This window comes from Agrobacterium sp. CCNWLW155, assembly GCF_036888815.1.
GTDB lineage: Bacteria > Pseudomonadota > Alphaproteobacteria > Rhizobiales > Rhizobiaceae > Agrobacterium > Agrobacterium radiobacter.
Genome location: NZ_JBAKFW010000021.1, coordinates 1 through 18,233, shown reverse-complemented (window position 1 = coordinate 18,233; position 18,233 = coordinate 1). Strand labels below are relative to the sequence as shown.

Below are 18,233 nucleotides of genomic sequence, written 5' to 3'. Positions count from 1 at the left end.
GCAGATGATGTCTCCAGAAGTCCAGGCGCTCTATAATGAGGGGCGCATTAACACGCGGCAGATGCTGCGATTTCAGTTTCCATCCGGCGTTTATGGCTTCATTTCTGACCGCTCGCCGCTCGTTTGGCAGGGCGTGACCTATAAAGAGTTCGGGTTAATCAAGGTATCTGGCCTTGAAGATGGCAGCGGAACGAACGCCAGCAGCTCTTTCACGCTGACGCTTGCAGCAAGTCCTGACGATGGCCTTACGCCGGAAATCCTCCAGCAGATCGAAGACGAGGAATACCGGGATGCGCCGGTTACGATCTTCGACGCGCATTTCCATCCGGACACGCGCGAGCTGCTACAGGTCGAGGCGGTGGCGCGTGGTTATCTCGATACCATCGACCACGACGAAGACGAGAACGGCTATGTGCTGACGGCACAATGCGAAGGCCGCCAGCTCGATTACAGCCGCAAGAATGGCCGCGTGCGCTCGGTTGCAGATCAGCAGCGCCGCGCACCCGGCGACAGGTTCTTTGAGCACGCCGGCAAGGCCGGCCGAACCGAAGTGTTTTGGGGCCGCTTGGCCTCGTCTACCTGACAAAAACCCACCTTCAAACGTTGGAGCATTCTAATGAAACGCAGGTCATTCCTCGCGGCGCTTCTTGCTGCGCCCGCCACGGCCGCTCTGGTTCCCGTCAAGCCGAACATTCCAGCGGCCCACGTTCCCAAAAGACCAGAACGACCTATTCCCGGCAAGCTGCGTCTTGACGTTGCCAATATTGGCCCGGTCACGGCCGGCGTTTTGAAATCGGGCAATGGATCGATGGTGATCGATCTCGGCTGGGGCTTCATTCGGATCGCGTGACGCGATTTGCCTTAGAGGAAACTCGTCATGAAATTTGCACTTCTCGAAATCGGGCGCGCCTTCGATGCGGCCGGAAAGCCTCTCATTGTGGCAAGTGACCGGATCGTTGGCACGGTTGACGAAATGAAGGCTGCAATCGCCGCCTTCGAAAATGTGCCGTCATGCGAAGACCATCGCACCACGCCAAACACGCCAGAACAGGACGATCTCGCCGCGCGCGTTATCGCTGTGGTTCGGAACGCGATGAGGCGAGGGATTCTCTGACATGCCGCGACAATCTGGATGGGAAGCGCGCCTCAATGCGGTTGTGGCGCGGCATCAAGACTTGCCCGGCGAATGGGGCATTTCCGACTGTTACATCCTGCCGGATGACGCGGTCGAGGCAGTGCGCGGTTCCTTCATGTATCCGAAGGGCCGCCGCTACACGTCAGAGGCCGGCGCGGCAAAACAGTTGCGCAGGCATGGTTTTGCGAACGTCAAAGAGGCTTTCGCGGCCGCTTTCTCGGAAATCCCGCCTGTCATGGCCCAGCGTGGCGATATCGGCGTGATTGAACGCGACGGCCAGTTTTCTGGCGGCGTCTTTACCTCAATCGGATTTGCGACACGCGCCCACGGCGGGCCGGTCGAATTTGTGCCGGTCTCTTTCGTGACGGCGGCATTCAGGGTGGAATAATGGGCTTCCTCGCACCTGTCGTTTCTTTCGTTGGCGGCATCCTCGGAACCGGCCTCGGCAAGATGCTTGTCGGTCTCGGCCTTAACCTCATCGTTTCAAAGATGGAGGAGCGCCGGGCAAAGAAGGCACAAGCCGCAGCAGCCGGAACGAAGTTCGACCGGGACTATGGCGAGAATGTCAGCCGCAAGGTTGCCTGCGGCCCGGTCGCCCTCGCCGGCCATGATTGCTACGTCAACACATGGGAACAGGCGAACCGCAATCTTGAGCAGGCCTATGTCTTCTCGGATTTCCCCTGTGACGGCCTTGTGCGGATTTGGGCGGGCGGCTCCCAACTCAATCTGACGACTGCCGATAACAGGCGGTACGAGGTTGCGACCGGTGACTATGCCGGCCGGATGTTCTTCACATTCTACGATGGAACGCAGACGGCGGCCGATGGCGCCATGATCGCGCACAGCAACCCGCCCGGCCGCTGGACGCAAGATCATATCGGCGTCGGAATTTGCTGGCTGAAAGTCGAGCTGATTTACGATCAGGAGAAGCTGAACCAGTTTCCAGAGTTCTTTTTCGAGCTGCGCGGCGCTCGCCTCTACGATTACCGCAAGGATTCGAGCATCGGCGGAAACGGCAACCATCGCTGGGGTGATTACTCAACATATGAGTACACCGAGAACCCCATCATCATGGACTATAACTATTGCCGGGGCTTTTCGTGGAATGGCGATCTGTTCCTCGGCATGGATATGCCGGCGTCCGATCTGCCATTTGACAAGTATGTAATGGCGGCCAATCTCGCTGATGAATTTGCAGATTACGGCCGTCGCTACCGCTGTTCGATCTTTCTCGATGCCGATCTCGATCACGGCGACAATCTCGATGCGCTGATGCTTTCTTGCGGCGGGATTCGAGTTGATGGCGTGGAAGGCTCGTGGCCTATCATCGGCTCGGAACAGCCGATTGTTGCCACCTTCACCGACGACGATCTTGTGCGCGGTGAAAAGGTCCGTTTCCGCAAGCGTCGATCCATGGGCGATCTCGTCAACGCTGTTTCCGGCACCTATCAGGAGCCGGGCAACATGTGGTCGCCGGCCGGCTATGATGTGCAAACCAGCACCGCCATGGTGGAAATTGACAGGCGCACGCGTGACGTTCCGCTCAGCTTTCCCATGGTCTTTTCCAAGGGGCAGGCAAACCAGCTCGCCAGCATCTACCTCAATGAAAACCGATACGAGGCGACGGCGGAAGTTGTCCTTCGGCCGGGCTTTCGAAACATCAAGGCAGGTGATTGGGTCTTTTGGGACAGCCGGAACGAAAAGCGGCGCGGCGTCTATATGGTGCAGGGGCGCTCGATCTCCGCGCTTGATAGTGACGGACCGCGAAATGTGGCGCTGTCGCTGCAAGAGCGTAACGGCCTCATCTACAAGGCCGTGGGCGTTATTCCGCCGACCGTTCCAATTCCGAACGATCAGCCGATTTATCTCAATGAGCTGCAAGACTTCGCCGTTACGCCGGTTCTCGGCATTGGCGCTGACGGCCGCAGCTATCCAGCCTTCCGCCTGTCGTGGGCGAAAATCGAAGACGTAACCATTCGCGCCATCGATTTTGAATACTGGCTGAAAAGTGAGCCGCAGAACGTCATTCCGCGCACGGTCACGGCTGACAAGCTCGTGGCGCTTTTGCAGGAAGGTGTTTTGAGCCTGTCGGATTACCAGTTCCGTTACAAGTTCGTCGCGGATCGGCCGACAAGCTGGACGCAGCCAATCACGGTGCGTTCTCTGGACGGCGGAAACGCGGATCTCGAAATCGGGCTGGGGCAGGTGCGGAAAGATATTTCCGACCGCCTGTTAGGGCTGCAAGCCGATATCGATAATCTTTGGCAACAGGTCGATAGCGTCTCAATGGTCACTTCGACCACGGACACGGTGGCCCAGCTCGAACGGCAGGCCATGCGCGCCCAGCTCGGCAGCTCCATCGCCTCCATCATTCGTGAAAGCGAAGTGCGCGCAACGCAGATGGGAGCCATGGCTCGGCGGGTGGATGGTGTCCGCGCCGAGATGGGTGACGTTCTGGCTGACGGCTATCTGTCCATGACGGCGCAGACAACCGGCGACGTGCTTTCCCGCGTGGAAATCGCCGCCCGTGCGCGCAAGGGCGAACAGGCAGCACTTGCTGCCCTCATCCTGCGCGTCTTCATGGAAAACGGCGTCCTGAAGACTGAAAACATCCTGTCCGCCAATCGCACCATTTTCGTGGATGAGAACGGGCAAGGCGGGCAGCAAATCGTTGTGTTCGATCAGAACGGCGTGCGTCTGGCGGTCGCCAACATCGGCACGGTCAACGCCGGTCTGCTGCAAAGCCCGAACGGCAAAATGCAGATCAATCTCAGCGCCGGAACCATAGTGATACGCTCATGACCGAAACACTTATCGGCCTCGACTATGCCGGGGTGCCTTGCGTGAAAATCACGAAAGGCAACTTCAATCCGGTCACCACGCCGGATAGCCAAGTCGGGGCCTTTTTCTACAATTCCAAATGGTCGGCTGATGTCAAAGTCACCTACACTTGGATTATCCCCTATCAGGCCGGGACGATCTATCACCCACCCGGCACGGGGCCATCAAACTACAGTTTCCATTCGTACAGCCCGACGAATGGCGACTATAGCCAGCACAAGTTTTTCCGGCAGTTTCATTTTCCAAACCTGCCTTACGGCTTTCCGCTCTTTGATGTGAAAAGTCGGCGCATTTCGAACGGCCGCTTCATCGGGGAGATGGTGCGCAAGAGCAACATGACCGGATACCAGCAGCGCGGCACGAAATGGACGTCTTCGGCCGGCTCCGAAATGGGCTGGGTCGAAAACTACCGGAACGACACCATTCCCTCGGCCGGGACCATGACGGGAATCTATACACAGAGCATCTATCAGAACGTCAGCAGCACTGAGTATTTCATGAAAGCGGTTGTCGTCTGGCGCTTGCCCGGTGATAACACAGCCATTATCGACGGCCAGCCGAAAGCGCCGGTTCCCGGTCAACAGTCCATCCAGATCAGCAAGGATGGCGTACGGGTCGCAAAGCCCGGCTATGATGTGAATGTGGCGAGCCTGACGCAAATCGCGTTCGATAGTTCCAACAACCCGGCAAAGATCATCGCGGCCGATGACATTTATCTGCCGGTCGGCGTGACTGATTATGAAATCGGGATCGGCATTCCCTACGGGACGGTTGCGGATGTGCATTATTACGATGGCGGCACGATCTCGTTTCCGGCCTCGCCCTCGGCCACGCCATATGGCGCTGAATACTGGTTCGAAGGCAGTAAGATACGGTTCAACAATGCGGACCGGCCGTGTCGTGCGCGCTTCATCGTCATAGCCTTTGACGAGTCTCCGCCCACGGCCGGCGACAACGAAGTGTTGCGGCAGTTCAATTGGAACGGCCAAAACATCGTCCAGTTCCTGCGGCCGGGATCGAGTGGCAATCCATCCTTCGCGGATATCGCGCTGGATAGCCGCTGGCCTTGTCTGCAAATTCTGGCGGAAGGTTATCTGCCCGTCTCGGGCGACGGACACCAGACCTATCAGGTCAATTTCAATGGTGACGGCGTGTTTCCGATGGTCAAGTTCATGACCGTGCACGGCGGGGGCGGTGACAGCGTTTCGTCCTGGAGCAGGCGCGTTCGCGCGCCTTACGTCTCGATGATCGGCATTGACCGCATTCCCTCGCCACTTCCTCAGACGATGGCAGGCGACTGCACCTATGCCGATCTCTATGCCAACCATGTGATTTTCCACACTTACCGGGGCCTTGCTGTGCGGGCCTATTACAACAACGCTTCCGACTTCGATAGCGGCCGTATCTCCTACGAGTTCGACAACAGCCTTCAGGGGCTGCGCTATTACATCCTCGGCATTCCACGGAAAGACTGACTATGACCGCCATTTACAAGGACGGAACCGTTACCCTTATCCAAGGGTCGCCGGTCATCGTCGGCAATGATACGGGCTGGAAAGTCGCGCTCATTGTCGGCGGCACGGTGTTTGTCGAGGCGGAAGGCGGCGCTCCGCTGCCTATCCTGCCCGACGACAGCGACGGCGCAAACCTGCATCCGATCACCAACACACAGATGACAGCCGCCATCAACTGGACCGGCGCAAGTGGCACCTACAATTACGCCATCGTGCGCGATATGTCCTACAGCCGGCAGCAGTCGGCCAATGCGGACGCGCTGGCGCTCTACCTGCAAAGGCTCAACAACCCGTCGCTGGCGGCCGTTTCCGGACTGGTGCCGGAAGCCGACAGCCTTATCCTGTTTACCGGTCCGGACACGGCAACCGTCATCCAGCGCAGCAGCCTTGTTCAAGGTGTCGATTACGATGCTGACGCGGACGATATTGTCGGCCGCAACCTCTATAGCAGCGAGGCCAAAGGCTTCTCTGTTCTCGTTGCCAATGCCGGCGACGGCCGTACGGCGATATTCATCAAGCGCAGCTCGACTGACGGCGATTGGTCCGTGCCGTTCTATCTCTCGGGACCAATCGGGCCGAAAGGCGACGCGGGCGAAACCGGCATAGCGGACAAGGGCGCTTATGTTGCAACCGATCTCTATGCAGCCCGTGATGCGGTTCTCGATAACGGCTCCACTTGGCTGGCAAGAATTGCTGTACCGCCCGGCAATCCGCCCCCTGTCCTGCCTGCAACGCAAAACGATTATTGGCGGCTTCTTGCGCGGCGCGGCACTGATGGCACGGGCATCGGTGACGTCATCGGGCCGAACGGTGGTGTTGTAAACAACGCTCCCGCTGCCTTCGATGGCACGACGGGAAAGCTAATCAAGGTCATCACTGGCGCGATAGCTGCGTTGCACGAGCTGGTGCCAGCCGCAAACAAGCTCCCGTATTTCAGCGCCGAAAACGGGGCGTCTCTGGCCGATCTCACCGCCTTTGCCCGGACGATCCTAGATGACGCAAATGGCGCAGCAATGTTTGCCACGATGGGCGCGATATCCGGGACGGGATGGATGAAGTTGCCGAACGGCAGACTGATGCAGTGGGGTTCCTCAGTATCGACAACTGATAGCGGCGGGCATGTAGGCGTATTTTTTCCAACCGCCTTCTCAGCTCCCGGAGCTTACAATGTTGTCGCTTGGAACGGGGAAAGCCAAACGGCAGGAGGAAATATGGTGGTTTCTCAACTCAGGTCGGCTCCGTGGCCTCAATCTACCGGATTTGCTGTTGCGTGTAGGCTTGGGTCCACAGGTGCGGGACTGGCGTCAACCGGCGTTAGAATTGATTGGTTCGCAATAGGAGTCGCGCCATGATCTTTGCGAAATTCGATGACATGGGATTTCCTGTTGGCTTCTGGATCCCGGAGGCGTGTAGCAACCCGGAGGAAGTCATTCCGGCTGACGCTATCGTTATCACCGAGGCACAGCATCTTGAATTCCTCGAAAACGCGGGCGGTCGTAAGTTCATTGATGGTGAGGTGGTCATCTTTGAGCCCCCGTTCGTTCCACCCGTGACAGTGGTTTTTGCGGTCGATCTCTGGTCGCGCATGACAAACGCGGAAGCCGATCAGGTGGGCGCGGCCATGGCGGAACAGCCTTTTCGTGTCCGCAAAATCTTCGAAACCGCCAATACCTATCGCGCGGACCATGAACTGTGGCCGCTCTTGGTGCAGATCGCCACCACGCTCTTTGGTGAAGAAAGGGCGGCGCAAATCCTTGCGCCCTCCTCCCAGCAGTAACTCCGGCGCGGTTTAGCGCCACCCTACCCTAAAAAATCAGGAGATATCCTCAATGGATATGACAACGTTCTTCGCATATGCGAGGCGCGCGCCTTTTGGTGGCCGCCTTTCGCAGGGCCAGATTGACGGCATGAATGCGCTTTTCCGGTGCTGGCGGTCCCACAAGATTACCGGCTCGGATAATAACCGCCTCCTCGCCTACATCCTGGCATCGGTGTTTCACGAAACGGCCGGCCGTATGTTGCCGGTGCGCGAAACGCTCTCGTCAACCGACGCCGGCGCAATCGCGGCGCTGGACAAGGCGTACAAAGCCGGAAAGCTCGGGCAGGTAAAGACGCCATACTGGCGCAAGGATGCTGACAAAAAGAGCTGGTTCGGCCGTGGCGTGATCCAGCTCACGCACAAGGAAAACTATCAGAGGCTCGGAAAGCGGATCCGCGTCGATCTGGTCGGAAATCCCTCCCTTGCGCTCGATGTCGATATCAGCGCCGAGATTGCCATCGTCGGCATGTTGGAAGGCCTGTTTACCGAGCGCAAGCTGACGGAGTTTTTCAATCTCAAGAAGGATGATCCTATCGGCGCTCGGGCAGTCGTAAACGGGGCCGACAAGGCGAAGTTGATCGCCGGCTACTACAAGTCCTTCCTTGATGCATTGGAAGCCGCCACCATCGCCCGGTTTCAGGGAAAGCCGCCAGCCGATGTTACCGCGCTCGATGCGCAACCGGACAACGTGCCGGCTGCGCAAAGCAAATCCCTCTGGACGATCATTGCCGGCGTCTTTGGCGCTGGCGGCCTTAGTGCGGTACGTGACGCGAAAGACATTGCCGATAGCGGGGCAACGCTTTTCGGCGCGATCTCCAATCCATGGGCCTTTGGCAGTCTGGTGTTCTCGGCCGTGGCGGCCGGCGTGCTGGTTTGGCTGATTACTTCCGGCCGCATCACAATCAATCGGACAAAGGCAACCTGACATGCTGGACACACTGAAACGGTGGCTGGCGGTTGCCGGCGTGGCGCTCACATTCGTTGTGAGCGCTTTTCTTTACGGCCGCTCGGCCGGCAAGGCGGACGCCTCGGCCGAACAGCTCAAGCGAAACGCGAAATCGGCCGCAAAGGCGCGAGGGATTGAAGATGACATTCGCAAGACTGGCGATGCTGACATTAAGCGGCGTCTTGGTCGCTGGGTGCGTGACTAGCGGCAATTACTGCGATGTTGCCCGCGCTATCAGGCCATCAACGCAAGATGACCTGACTCCGGAAACAGAGCGGCAAATCCTCACTGAAAACGAAAAGCTTCAAGAGCTGTGCGGCGTGAAGCCTAAATAACGGGTGGAAGGGTACGGGGCTATGGCACCACCTGATAATAACGATCTGCTTTTACATCAGCAGATGGGGCAACTGCTCGCCGGCGTGGACGCATTGAAAGAGTCCATCCGCCGTATCGAGGACGGAGCGCGGCGCTCCGAAGATAAGGCGAACGCAAGCCGTGCCGTGGTGCACAGGCGCATGGATGAGCTGGTCGACCGTGTTTCAGGTGTCGAGCAATCCATGGCGATTGTGAAAGAGGACGTTTCCGAGATGAAGCCGGTCACTGAGAATGTGCGCCAGCTCGAAGAAGACACGGCCAAGGTTAAGGCGGTAGTGGCGGACATGAAGCCCGTCACGGACGATGTGAAGCGCTGGCGTCTTATGGGGATAGGCGGCCTGACCGTGATCGGTATCGGCGGCATGGCGCTGGGCGTGTCCTTCGCGGACGTGCTGAAACGAATCGCGGCGGTCATCATCGGTAAAATCTGAAAACGAACGGGCCGGCAGGTATCCCCTGCCCGGCCCGTTTCTATAGCTGCCCTCGGGTGGCCGCAGCCTCACGGCTGCAACAGCGGGTGCAGATTGGCGTCATACCCCGCCCGACAACATCAAAGATCATTGCCGCACCCTTCGCCTGCGCAGGCCGGAGCGGTTTGTCAGAAAAGATGGTCTTAGACAAATGCAAAATCTCTTTCAGTTTTCCGAAGTGCGGCCGGTGTCTCCCCCTGCCGCCTATCTCGGCGGTAAAAAGCAGCTCGCCGGCCGGATCGCTGCATTGCTCGAGCAAATCCCGCACGATCTCTATGTTGAGCCGTTTACCGGTATGGGCGGGGTGTTTTTCCGCCGTCGCCTTGTCCCTCGCGCGGAAGTCATCAACGATATTTCCGGCGACGTGACGACGCTGTTTCGCATCCTGCAGCGTCACTTGCCCCAGCTGCTGGAGGTGATGAAATTCCAGATCACGTCACGGCGGGAATTCGAGCGGCTGGCCGCGTGCGATCCTGTCACCCTGACCGATCTGGAAAGGGCCGCCCGGTTCCTCTACCTCCAGAAGCTGGCGTTCGGCGGCAAGATTTCCGGCCGAACCTTTGGCGTCGATACCACGGGCGGTGCTCGGTTCAACGTCACGCGGCTGACGCCGATCATGGAAGAAGTCCACGAACGCCTCGCCGGCGTCGTGATAGAGTGCCTTGACTGGCGCACGCTCATCGACCGGTACGACCGGCCGGGGGCGATGTTCTATCTCGATCCGCCTTACTACGGCTGCGAGAACGATTATGGAAAGAACGTCTTCAAGCGGGATGATTTTGCGGAAATGGCTGAACGTCTCAGCACCATCAAGGGCCGCTTCATGATCTCGCTCAATGACCGGCCGGAAGTGCGGGAAATCTTCGGCCGCTATCCAATGACGCCGGTTTCGTTGACCTACACAATCCGAGGCGGCGAAGGCAAAGAAGTTGGCGAAGTCGTCATCCTTGACGGCAAGGAGCCGGCAATCCCGAACCTGCCGTTGCTATGAACAAGAAAGCCGCTCGGTTACGCCGGGCGGCTTTTTGCGTTTCTGGCGCTGGTGTCGGAAATGACATTCTAATTTCACGCGCCGATCGCGCGCTCGAGCGGATCCGCGGCCGCAATAAAATTACAAGATCGCGAACGAATGTTTCATGCGGGCGTCTCGGCCGCCGGCGAATGCTGAAATGATTTTCCTTTAGGGTTTTCGTGGCGGTTCATTAATCGGCAGGCCATTGAGCGCTGCAATCTGCTCGTATGCGTCCTCGACCTTTGCCGCCGCGACCCGTGGATATTGCTCCCAGCCGTTATGCGGCAAGATGGTTTGCTTTACGCCCTCCATGTGACTGATAGACCAACGCCACTTTGTTCTCATGGTGCCATTCACTTCAAGCATGATGCGGCCGAATGACCGCTCTCCATCCCATGCCTGATAGTCTTCATGGCCCTCGTTGGGCCACGTCTCACGCCAGCGGTAGCGCGGTTCCGGTCCGGGATCGTCGGGATTTTTCTTCATGCCCCCTGACATGGTGGCCTGACAAATGTTTGTAAAGGTTTCGGGCGCAGGCTGTGAGCATGACAAAGCCACCTCGCTCTCGATCAAAGCCGCTGCTGACCGATGATGGCAAGCCCATCCAGTCGCGCCCGATCCGCAAGCGAAACAAGGCCCAGCCGGCATTGCCGCTGGAGCCAATGCCGGCGCGTATTGAACCTGCCCTTGCGCTGCTGAAGCAAAAGCCGCCTTCGGGCGACAAGTGGGGCTGGGAAATCAAATGGGACGGCTATCGGCTCACGGTCCACGCCGACGCGAGCGGCGTCCGGATGTTGACGCGCGGCGGTTATGATTGGGCCGCGCGGTTTCCGGCTATCGAGCAAGCGGCGCGCGATCTCGGGCCGGCGTCTTTCATCATCGACGGCGAAGCGGTCGTCCTGGACGAACAAGGGCGGTCGGACTTCAATGCTTTACAAAACAGCTTGGGTGCCGTTGGCGCGCGTAGCGGCAATAAAGTGGCCGGCAATGCCCTGCTCTACGCTTTCGATATTCTGTATCTCGACGGCCGCGATCTGCGCGAGCTGCCCTACAGAAGCCGCCGACACCTGCTTGAAGAGATGCTGACGGGGTTCGAAGGTGCAATCCGGATTTCGGAAGAAGTTGAAACCAACAATCCCGGCTTGATGCTCGAACATGCATGCCGCCTCGGGCTGGAAGGTATCGTAGGCAAGGATCGAAACAGCTCCTACCGGAGCGGAAGAACCGGCGATTGGATCAAGGTCAAATGCGTCCAATCCGAACCGTTCATGATCGTGGGATATGAACCCTCAATGTCAGCAAGCGGCGGCTTTGCCTCGCTCTTGCTGGCCGCCTATGACGGCGACGAGCTGCGCTATGTTGGAAGCGTCGGCACGGGCTTTAAGGAGCGCGCCGCAAACGAGCTGCGCCGGATGTTAGATAAACTGCCTTGGCGGAAGAGAAAGCCGCCTGTGGCCTATACTGGCCGGCGTGCGGTCATTTGGGTGCAGCCGACGCTTATTGCGGAAATTGAGTTCCGCCAGATGACGCCGGATCGCAAGCTGCGTCATGCGGCCTATAAGGGCCTCAGAGAGCGGCAGGATAACGCGGACGTGTACCGGCTTGATTAAACGCGGCTGCTTTTAGTGTAAGCTCTCCTGATGAGCGAATTCAGGATAGAACCGATCACGGTCAATTGGGGTGATTTCGAAACCTATGAAACGGTGACGGACTTGGCCCGCTGCCTTCTCGACAACTGGCCGGCAAGCTCCGATAGTCAAGCTTACGTGACGGCCCTCATGGTATGTTCCGCCGTTCTTGAAAATGGCTTGGATGATCGGCCGGAAGATGCGCGTGCGGCTTTTGTTGAGGCCGCCCATGAAGCGCTCCTGTCAGTTTCGCCAGATGATGACCTAGATTTTTAACTGCGGTGTTGCCGACGCAAAAAACAAAAAAGCCGCGCGATGTTGCCGCGCGGCTTTCGATTGCAACTATCTTGGGCTGTGGGCTTTCGCGTACGCCTTCAAGACAGCCTGCATTCGCGTAAGATGTCCCTTTCCGCCTGAGAGCGAAAAGAAGAAGTCAAAAACTTCCGGGTCCAACTTCAAATGAACAGATCGAGGTTTTTTTGGCTCCTCGATCCTTGCGGTTTCCCAGAAGGAAGCGCCGAGGCTTTCGCCTTCAGGTGCATTAGGATCGTGGTAAAGTTCACCCCTCTCCTTCATCTTGACGAGGTCTTGCAGAGATACTCGCCTCATAACGTTGTCGGTCATCTCGACCTCCTTTCCATGCTGTGATGATGCGGGTAACGCCATCGCGCTCAGTATGAACAACGATGAAGCATTCATCCCCAACCATTCCCACAGACCTGTGTCTTGTTTCGCCGTAATCTTGCCGGTCGTCTTCATTTGTCACGACCGGCCCCATAAAAATCAGGGCTGCATATCCAAAATCAACTTTGCGGGTTTTAATTACATGTTCCCGTTTCTTTTCATCCCACTCAAATTCCAACTTCTAATCTCCATAAAGTATGCGTGCATTTTATCTAAAACCTTTAAAATAGCAGCGACGATTTAATTGCAGGCCTATCCTGCGAAAAGATATATACACGAATAGTGTACACTTTTCAAGATGCATCACATGGCTTCTTGCTGAGAAAAAGCCGCCCGTGTAGGGCGGCCTCTTAATCGAAAAACATTCACTTGTTGGCGCGGACCTCCTCCAGCCCTCGCCAGATGCTTTCAAACTGAGACTCCAATCGGCTTTCCAGATTTTCAACATACTCAGCCAAAGCCAGATTTTCAGGGCAACCCAACGCATGCGCACGATCCCTAATTTTCTTTTTCCTTGCCTCTTCCCATTTCCGCTCCATTTGGTGACGGTAGGATTTTAGTTCGGTTGCGTGCCCTTCGAAGCCCTCCGTGTCTTCTATGTCCCAACTCGGGTCGGCCTCCCAGGAGGCCTTCAAGGCTTTAATCTCGTCAGGTGTCCTGTCCGTCATTTCTTGTTCTCCAAATACAGTGCCCACGCCTCTTCGATGATGACGCCTTGAACTACGCCGCGCCGCAAAGCTTCCTCCGCGATCTCTTCCGACACGTGCGGCAGCACTTTGGCGTGCACTTGGCCGGTGCGCTCGCTCTTCTTGCGGCCGGGCTTTCCACGCGGCGAGCGATCAACAAACCCCCTCGCCTCCCCTGCCGCGTCGGCCTTCGCGATGGCCGCTTCTGTCGCCGGCTTTGCGGTGCGTTTCAGCGCACCCAAATCAAGTTTGAAATCGGTCATTTCAGTGCCTCCGTCAGACGTTTGTAAACTGCCATGGCGAATGCCTCGGCGTTCTCGATTGCCGATGACATATTGCCTTGCTTTGTTTCCATTGAATGCAGATCGCCGCCGAATTCAAAGAGCGCAGAGAAAGCAGCGCGCTCCATAAGAGGCGGGTCTATGATGTCGATACCGCCTTCCCTCAGTGAGCTTTCAATTCCTGTCTGCTGCTTTGACCGGATGGCGCGTGTCATGGTGAAAACAACTGCGTGGGCAATACGCCGGTTTATTGCTTCTTCCTCTTCGGCGATGAGCTGGAGCGATTGCGCGCCAATCGTCGCGTCAAGGATTGTCGCGCGCATGGGTATAAGCACCAAATCTGCTTGTGATATTGCGCGGGATACCATGCGAGATGCAACGCCTTCTAGGTCAACGATTACAACCGCACCATCAACATCGTGCTGCTTGATTGTCTTGACGATGCTGGATTCTGTGACGTCGCTCAGTGCCTGAATGTTTTCAGGAAGTGTCCCTTTTCCAGCCCATATGCTCAAGGAATGGTTGGGGTCGCAGTCCAACATTGTGACGGGCACGCCTTTGCGGGCAAGCTCAGTGCCTAGCAGAACTGCCGTGGTTGATTTCCCAGCGCCACCTTTCGATGATGCAATTACGACAACGGGCATGGGCAAAACTCCGGTTGAGAAAATAATCTGGTTTATTCAGATGCCCGGTAAAAGTTGATATCGGATTAATTTTTAAATCCGGTAACTGAATTAATCCGATATAACCACATACCGGATACATCATGCAACCGGATATTTTTAAAAACCGGGTAAGTGCATTAATCCGATACGGAGCATTATCCGGTAACTAAACAAACCCGGTATCTCGTTAAATCCGGTGTGCCGAGTGGTGAAAGTAAACCCCTTGTTAATTTTAAATCGGCGGATTGTGGCATTCATTTTCAAGACCTTGCATGGCCACCCCCGGCGCGTAAGCTCGATGCTCAAAACCGTCCGGTTATAGACAGGGTAGGGCGGTTCTGCTCAAAAGTGCCTATCCCGACTTTCTTGCATGCTCAAAAAGAACGGGACACTTTTGAACAGGGAAACAGCTATGTCGCGCACATTCGCTTATGTCAGAGTGTCAACCACGGGGCAGACGGTCGAAAACCAGACTACCGAAATCTCGGCCGCTGGCTTTTCAGTCGAGCCGCGCCGGATCATATCCGAAACGATTTCCGGCAGCACGCCGGCTGCGAAGCGGCCGGGCTTCATGAAGTTGCTCGACCGGATGGAGCCGGGCGACGTGCTTATCGTCACAAAGCTGGATCGCCTCGGCCGCGATGCCATCGATGTCAGCAGCACGGTCAAGATGCTCGCGGAAGACGGGGTGAGGGTGCATTGTCTCCAGTTGGGCGGCCTCGATCTCACCAGCTCGGCCGGCACGATGACAATGAACGTCTTAAACGCCGTGGCGCAATTCGAGCGGGATTTGAATATTGAGCGTACGCAAGCCGGCGTGGCGAGGGCGCGCGAAAAGGGAAAACGTTTCGGCCGGCCGCCCGCCCTGACGGATCGGCAAAAACAGGTGGCGCTTGCCGATCTGGCGGCCGGAACCAGCATAGCCGCAGTGGCCAGAAAATTCGGCATCAGCCGCCTGACAATCTCTCGCCTTAAAGGTGCATCGCAAGACGCCGCTCCGGGCGATTTGGAATAATATTCCCCTCAAGATTTCCCCTTGCGACCTCTCATAAGCCAAAAGACCTTTCCGGGCGTGCTAACGGTCCTGAAACTGCGCATAGGTTGCCGCCGAACCGCACTTTAACGCGGTTCGGAACCGCCGCAGGGCCGCGCAAGCGGACCGAACAAGCGGCGTCCGTTTACTAATCCGCAGGATTATAAAAATCAGGACCGGATTCAGTTCTTTCAGTGAACTCACGCTCATTCAAAAGCTTTTCGGCCTTCCGCGCCTCCAAATTTTTGCGGATGCGCTCGATGGCAGGATTTGCCGTCGCCGGCTGGGTGTAGTGAAACTGCGTCTGCTTTGCTACCGGCGTCTGGCGGCCTTCCTCGGCCCGCTCTGCGCGGTTCTGTGCTGCCCGCTCCACGTAGCCCGCCAACTGCTCGGCGCGCGCCCTGTCTTCTACTGTTTCCCGTAGGCGATCTGCTGACGAAAGGCTGTCCATGTGCGCCTTGATGGCGTCTTGGCGTTCCTGACGGGCCTGTATGGCGTCGTCGGGCAGGGGCGCGTCCTTCCTCGCATACTTGCCAAGAAGCGCCTTGGCGCGCGCCGGCAGGCTCAATCGGTAGGCATTGCTTGTCTGCTGCACCTGCGGGCCTGCGCCCTCGTTGCCGGTTGGGATATAACGGCGCAACCAATCAACAAAGCCGTGGGTGCGGAGTGCGTCGAGCGCGCGGCATACCGCAGCTCGGGCGCGGCCGACCTTTTCCATGATGGTGCTGATGGACGGATCAAGCCGGCCGTTTCCGAAATCAACCAGATTGGTGAGGTAATCCAGCACTTCAAGCGCGACGTGGCCGAGTGGGCCGGTGCGCTTACCTGGCTGTTTCATCGCCAGTTCGTACTTGCGCGCGGCAAGCAGGATTTCGCGGGCCTCGTGCCGGGGCAGGGGCTTCCAGAATACCGCCTCGCACTTGCCCTTCAGGCGGGAATTTCTGCGCACGGGTGCGCCGGTTCGTCTGGTGCCGGATTTTGCCTGCACCGCGCCAATCTGCTGGAACATGGTTCCTTTGTCCTCTCTCAAGAGGGCATGGACAGCAGACAAAAAATCAGCGTTCCCGCAAGCGCTAACATCTTGCGAGTTCCTTAATTCTGCACTATCTTGAGGATGTTCACGGTCCTCAAAGATCGTTTTGACTACTTATCCAAAAAAGCCCTGCCTCGCCAAAGGCGGGCTTTTTTATTTTATGCCCTTGTTTGTTCTAGATAAAATCTAACTGCTTCTTCCAGTATTGGAGCGCGGGACGAAGCCCCTCGTTCCTGTTTCAAACGGTCGATCTCTGCTACTACATCGCCCGGCATGGCGATGCTGACATTCACGAAGCCGGCTGCGGCTTGCCTTGCTCTCAGCGCTGCTACGCTTTCTCTAACTCTGGCCGTGCGGATGTCATTTTTGCTCATGATTTACATGTAACAGTGATTCCGTGTGATTCTGCAAGCGGCGTCACAAAGTTTCCTCGGTGATGGCGTTTCGTCGCTCACAAAACCGGCTACGCCTACAGAGGTAATTCCTTGTCCTCTCCTATGATCGTTCGGGCTTCCGCTATGATACGGTCCAGTTCCTTCAAGCCCGCGTAACCGTTCCAGCAGTTGACGGGAAAATCCCGGTCCCACTTTGAAAGTCTCTCCAGCAAAGCGTGCGCTTCGTTGCGGCCCTTTTCGAACCCCAGTCGATAAGCGGCATCCCTCCTGCGCTTGTTGCTTCCGCTCACAGCCCGCGCTCCCTCAAAATATCGAAGGTGGCGAGGAACGTTTCGGCCGCAACATGGGGATTTTGGCAGGGCACAATCTCCGCTTCGAAGGGTTCGGCAGTGCCTGTCCATTGCTCACCATTCCAAGCCATCAAATCGCGGCGCTCTGTTGCGAGCATCCGCATGTCAAGATGCTTGATATAGGCCGGATTGCTCACCGTGATGCCGAAGCGCCTCAGCCCGGCCACTTGGCAACGCTTTTCAACCTTCTTGTAATCCGGGCAGATGCCTTTTAGCGGCGCGTTCATATCGCCACAGGTTGCTTCGCTGACCTCATGCATGAGCGCAGCCAGCTTGTGTTGCGGCTCGGCATAGTGCGCCATGATCACGCAATGCTGCGCTATAGAATAGTAGACGCGCTTGCCGGTGCGGCGGCTGACGCACTGGCCGGTGAAGCGGGATTGAAATGCGAGGCTATAGGCAACGTCTTCAATCGTTAGCTCGGCCGCTTCGGGGTTCTCAAAGTCAAAATAGGTTCCGGAACCGAGAAGAATAGTCGGTCCGACGATGCGGCGAATGTGGGGGGCTGGTGCGTCCATCATGCCTGCCCCTCGATCCGTTCGAAGCGCGCCGTTTCGCCTTCAACAACGAAGCGAAGCGGAACTTCATAGTCGGACCACCAATAGGCATCGATAGAATACTCGCCCTCTCTCATTTCCATGAACGAAATCAGCTCATCAACCGACATGGCCAGAGTGTCGGTGTCCCTTTCGTGACGGAAGAAACAGGCGTCGGCCGGCAATGTCGGTTCTGTCCGCCATTCGCCTTCTTCGTCTATGATGAGCATAAAATCGCCGTAGGCCCGGTGCTCATCAAAGCGGACAATATCGCCCGGCAGGAGCGGCTGCGAATAGTTTTCTTCCTCGTAATCATCGACAGGGCGAAGAAGCCAGCCATTGTCCGCGCGATGGATGAACGCGTTCGGATTCTCTTGCGGCTCGGGAATGCATTCGTCCTGCCAAGCAGAGGGCAGATATTTTAGATCCGTCATTAGCGGCTTCCCTTCATAAATTTGATTTCCTTGACGACACCTGGGCGTTTGCTGACGGCGTTGCGCTCGGCCTGTAAGGAACTGGTAGCGGATGTGATGACTGTTGTTCCGTCGCGGTAAACGACGCGGAACAGCGACTTCGGTCGGCTGACGATCGGTGCGGCCGTCACCACTGGATGCCCCTGCGCTGGCGCCGATGCTTGTCAGCCATTGCGGCGGCATGCATGGAAACGGCGGGTAGGCTAACCATCCCGCCGACTGTCGAAACCATGATTTTCCGTGGTTGCCAGTCGGACTTGTCCCGCGTGGGTTTCGTCTGGCGTATGCGTATGCTTGGCTTTGCTGGCATTGTGCCTCTCCGTCCGTTTGGAAGGCCGCACCTGCCTGCGCAGGCGA

Annotated in this window: 26 protein-coding genes; 15 read left to right on the top strand and 11 right to left on the bottom strand. The window is 57.2% G+C overall.

Annotation, left to right across the window (positions count from 1 at the left end; translation table 11 throughout):
- Nucleotides 1-4: 4 nt before the first annotated feature.
- From V6S97_RS27160 to V6S97_RS27105, 12 genes are all read left to right on the top strand, one after another.
- Nucleotides 5-583 (top strand): baseplate hub domain-containing protein, encoded by a 579-nt coding sequence (locus V6S97_RS27160; protein ID WP_334428159.1) that lies wholly within the window; start codon nucleotides 5-7, stop codon nucleotides 581-583.
- A gap of 33 nt (nucleotides 584-616) precedes the next feature.
- Entirely contained in the window at nucleotides 617-850 is a 234-nt protein-coding gene (locus tag V6S97_RS27155; protein WP_334428157.1) for a hypothetical protein, read from the top strand.
- Nucleotides 851-877: 27 nt separating this feature from the next.
- Nucleotides 878-1,114 carry a hypothetical protein gene (locus V6S97_RS27150; protein ID WP_334428156.1) on the top strand — a complete coding sequence of 79 codons (237 nt, stop codon included), beginning with the start codon at nucleotides 878-880 and terminating at the stop codon, nucleotides 1,112-1,114.
- 1 nt (nucleotide 1,115) lies between these two features.
- The gene (locus V6S97_RS27145; protein ID WP_334428155.1) at nucleotides 1,116-1,523 is read left to right on the top strand and encodes a DUF6950 family protein; all 408 of its coding nucleotides are present in this window, start codon (nucleotides 1,116-1,118) and stop codon (nucleotides 1,521-1,523) included.
- Nucleotides 1,523-3,937, top strand: coding sequence for a phage tail protein (locus tag V6S97_RS27140; RefSeq protein WP_334428154.1), 2,415 nt, complete (start codon nucleotides 1,523-1,525; stop codon nucleotides 3,935-3,937). Before V6S97_RS27145 ends, V6S97_RS27140 begins: the two co-directional genes overlap by 1 nt.
- The gene (locus tag V6S97_RS27135; RefSeq protein ID WP_334428152.1) at nucleotides 3,934-5,451 is read left to right on the top strand and encodes a hypothetical protein; all 1,518 of its coding nucleotides are present in this window, start codon (nucleotides 3,934-3,936) and stop codon (nucleotides 5,449-5,451) included. The genes V6S97_RS27140 and V6S97_RS27135 overlap by 4 nt, the downstream gene beginning before the upstream one ends.
- A gap of 2 nt (nucleotides 5,452-5,453) precedes the next feature.
- A complete protein-coding gene (locus V6S97_RS27130) occupies nucleotides 5,454-6,842 on the top strand; it encodes a gp53-like domain-containing protein (RefSeq protein ID WP_334428151.1) in 1,389 nt (462 codons plus the stop codon).
- Nucleotides 6,839-7,267, top strand: coding sequence for a hypothetical protein (locus tag V6S97_RS27125; RefSeq protein WP_334428150.1), 429 nt, complete (start codon nucleotides 6,839-6,841; stop codon nucleotides 7,265-7,267). Before V6S97_RS27130 ends, V6S97_RS27125 begins: the two co-directional genes overlap by 4 nt.
- A 52-nt stretch (nucleotides 7,268-7,319) precedes the next feature.
- Nucleotides 7,320-8,234, top strand: coding sequence for a glycoside hydrolase family 19 protein (locus V6S97_RS27120; protein WP_334428149.1), 915 nt, complete (start codon nucleotides 7,320-7,322; stop codon nucleotides 8,232-8,234).
- 1 nt (nucleotide 8,235) lies between these two features.
- On the top strand, nucleotides 8,236-8,460 hold the full coding sequence (locus V6S97_RS27115) for a hypothetical protein (protein ID WP_334428148.1): 225 nt from the start codon (nucleotides 8,236-8,238) through the stop codon (nucleotides 8,458-8,460).
- Nucleotides 8,461-8,611: 151 nt separating this feature from the next.
- Nucleotides 8,612-9,061 (top strand): DUF1515 family protein, encoded by a 450-nt coding sequence (locus tag V6S97_RS27110; protein ID WP_334428147.1) that lies wholly within the window; start codon nucleotides 8,612-8,614, stop codon nucleotides 9,059-9,061.
- A 190-nt stretch (nucleotides 9,062-9,251) separates the two neighbouring features.
- Entirely contained in the window at nucleotides 9,252-10,091 is an 840-nt protein-coding gene (locus tag V6S97_RS27105) for a DNA adenine methylase (protein WP_334428145.1), read from the top strand.
- Between the two features lie 189 nt (nucleotides 10,092-10,280).
- Here the strand turns inward: V6S97_RS27105 and V6S97_RS27100 are convergent, their stop codons facing one another.
- Entirely contained in the window at nucleotides 10,281-10,598 is a 318-nt protein-coding gene (locus V6S97_RS27100; RefSeq protein ID WP_334428144.1) for a hypothetical protein, read from the bottom strand.
- 59 nt (nucleotides 10,599-10,657) lie between these two features.
- On the opposite strand from V6S97_RS27100, the gene ligD reads away from it, so the two are divergent.
- Complete coding sequence (ligD, locus tag V6S97_RS27095; protein WP_334428143.1) at nucleotides 10,658-11,722, top strand: non-homologous end-joining DNA ligase; 1,065 nt, start codon at nucleotides 10,658-10,660, stop codon at nucleotides 11,720-11,722.
- Between the two features lie 30 nt (nucleotides 11,723-11,752).
- Nucleotides 11,753-12,016, top strand: coding sequence for a DUF982 domain-containing protein (locus V6S97_RS27090; RefSeq protein WP_334428141.1), 264 nt, complete (start codon nucleotides 11,753-11,755; stop codon nucleotides 12,014-12,016).
- Nucleotides 12,017-12,299: 283 nt separating this feature from the next.
- Here V6S97_RS27090 and V6S97_RS27085 read toward each other — a convergent pair whose 3' ends face one another.
- From V6S97_RS27085 to V6S97_RS27070, 4 genes are all read right to left on the bottom strand, one after another.
- Entirely contained in the window at nucleotides 12,300-12,602 is a 303-nt protein-coding gene (locus tag V6S97_RS27085; protein WP_269712830.1) for a BrnT family toxin, read from the bottom strand.
- Between the two features lie 187 nt (nucleotides 12,603-12,789).
- Nucleotides 12,790-13,092 (bottom strand): hypothetical protein, encoded by a 303-nt coding sequence (locus V6S97_RS27080; protein ID WP_334428140.1) that lies wholly within the window; start codon nucleotides 13,090-13,092, stop codon nucleotides 12,790-12,792.
- On the bottom strand, nucleotides 13,089-13,373 hold the full coding sequence (locus V6S97_RS27075) for a chromosome partitioning protein ParB (RefSeq protein ID WP_269712828.1): 285 nt from the start codon (nucleotides 13,371-13,373) through the stop codon (nucleotides 13,089-13,091). The genes V6S97_RS27080 and V6S97_RS27075 overlap by 4 nt, the downstream gene beginning before the upstream one ends.
- Complete coding sequence (locus V6S97_RS27070) at nucleotides 13,370-14,035, bottom strand: ParA family protein (RefSeq protein ID WP_334428139.1); 666 nt, start codon at nucleotides 14,033-14,035, stop codon at nucleotides 13,370-13,372. The genes V6S97_RS27075 and V6S97_RS27070 overlap by 4 nt, the downstream gene beginning before the upstream one ends.
- A gap of 433 nt (nucleotides 14,036-14,468) precedes the next feature.
- Between V6S97_RS27070 and V6S97_RS27065 the strand changes: the two genes are divergently transcribed.
- Complete coding sequence (locus tag V6S97_RS27065; RefSeq protein WP_334428137.1) at nucleotides 14,469-15,071, top strand: recombinase family protein; 603 nt, start codon at nucleotides 14,469-14,471, stop codon at nucleotides 15,069-15,071.
- 166 nt (nucleotides 15,072-15,237) lie between these two features.
- Here V6S97_RS27065 and V6S97_RS27060 read toward each other — a convergent pair whose 3' ends face one another.
- The 6 genes from V6S97_RS27060 to V6S97_RS27035 all read right to left on the bottom strand — a co-directional run bounded on the left by V6S97_RS27060 (nucleotide 15,238) and on the right by V6S97_RS27035 (nucleotide 18,010).
- Nucleotides 15,238-16,077: a helix-turn-helix domain-containing protein gene (locus V6S97_RS27060; protein WP_334428136.1), complete on the bottom strand. Its 840-nt coding sequence runs from the start codon at nucleotides 16,075-16,077 to the stop codon at nucleotides 15,238-15,240.
- A gap of 203 nt (nucleotides 16,078-16,280) precedes the next feature.
- Entirely contained in the window at nucleotides 16,281-16,397 is a 117-nt protein-coding gene (locus tag V6S97_RS27055) for a ribbon-helix-helix protein, CopG family (RefSeq protein ID WP_334428203.1), read from the bottom strand.
- A gap of 194 nt (nucleotides 16,398-16,591) precedes the next feature.
- On the bottom strand, nucleotides 16,592-16,807 hold the full coding sequence (locus V6S97_RS27050) for a hypothetical protein (protein WP_334428135.1): 216 nt from the start codon (nucleotides 16,805-16,807) through the stop codon (nucleotides 16,592-16,594).
- Nucleotides 16,804-17,388 carry a hypothetical protein gene (locus tag V6S97_RS27045; RefSeq protein WP_334428134.1) on the bottom strand — a complete coding sequence of 195 codons (585 nt, stop codon included), beginning with the start codon at nucleotides 17,386-17,388 and terminating at the stop codon, nucleotides 16,804-16,806. Before V6S97_RS27045 ends, V6S97_RS27050 begins: the two co-directional genes overlap by 4 nt.
- Nucleotides 17,385-17,837 (bottom strand): hypothetical protein, encoded by a 453-nt coding sequence (locus V6S97_RS27040; protein ID WP_334428133.1) that lies wholly within the window; start codon nucleotides 17,835-17,837, stop codon nucleotides 17,385-17,387. Before V6S97_RS27040 ends, V6S97_RS27045 begins: the two co-directional genes overlap by 4 nt.
- Nucleotides 17,837-18,010, bottom strand: coding sequence for a hypothetical protein (locus tag V6S97_RS27035; protein ID WP_334428132.1), 174 nt, complete (start codon nucleotides 18,008-18,010; stop codon nucleotides 17,837-17,839). The genes V6S97_RS27040 and V6S97_RS27035 overlap by 1 nt, the downstream gene beginning before the upstream one ends.
- Nucleotides 18,011-18,233 lie beyond the last annotated feature (223 nt).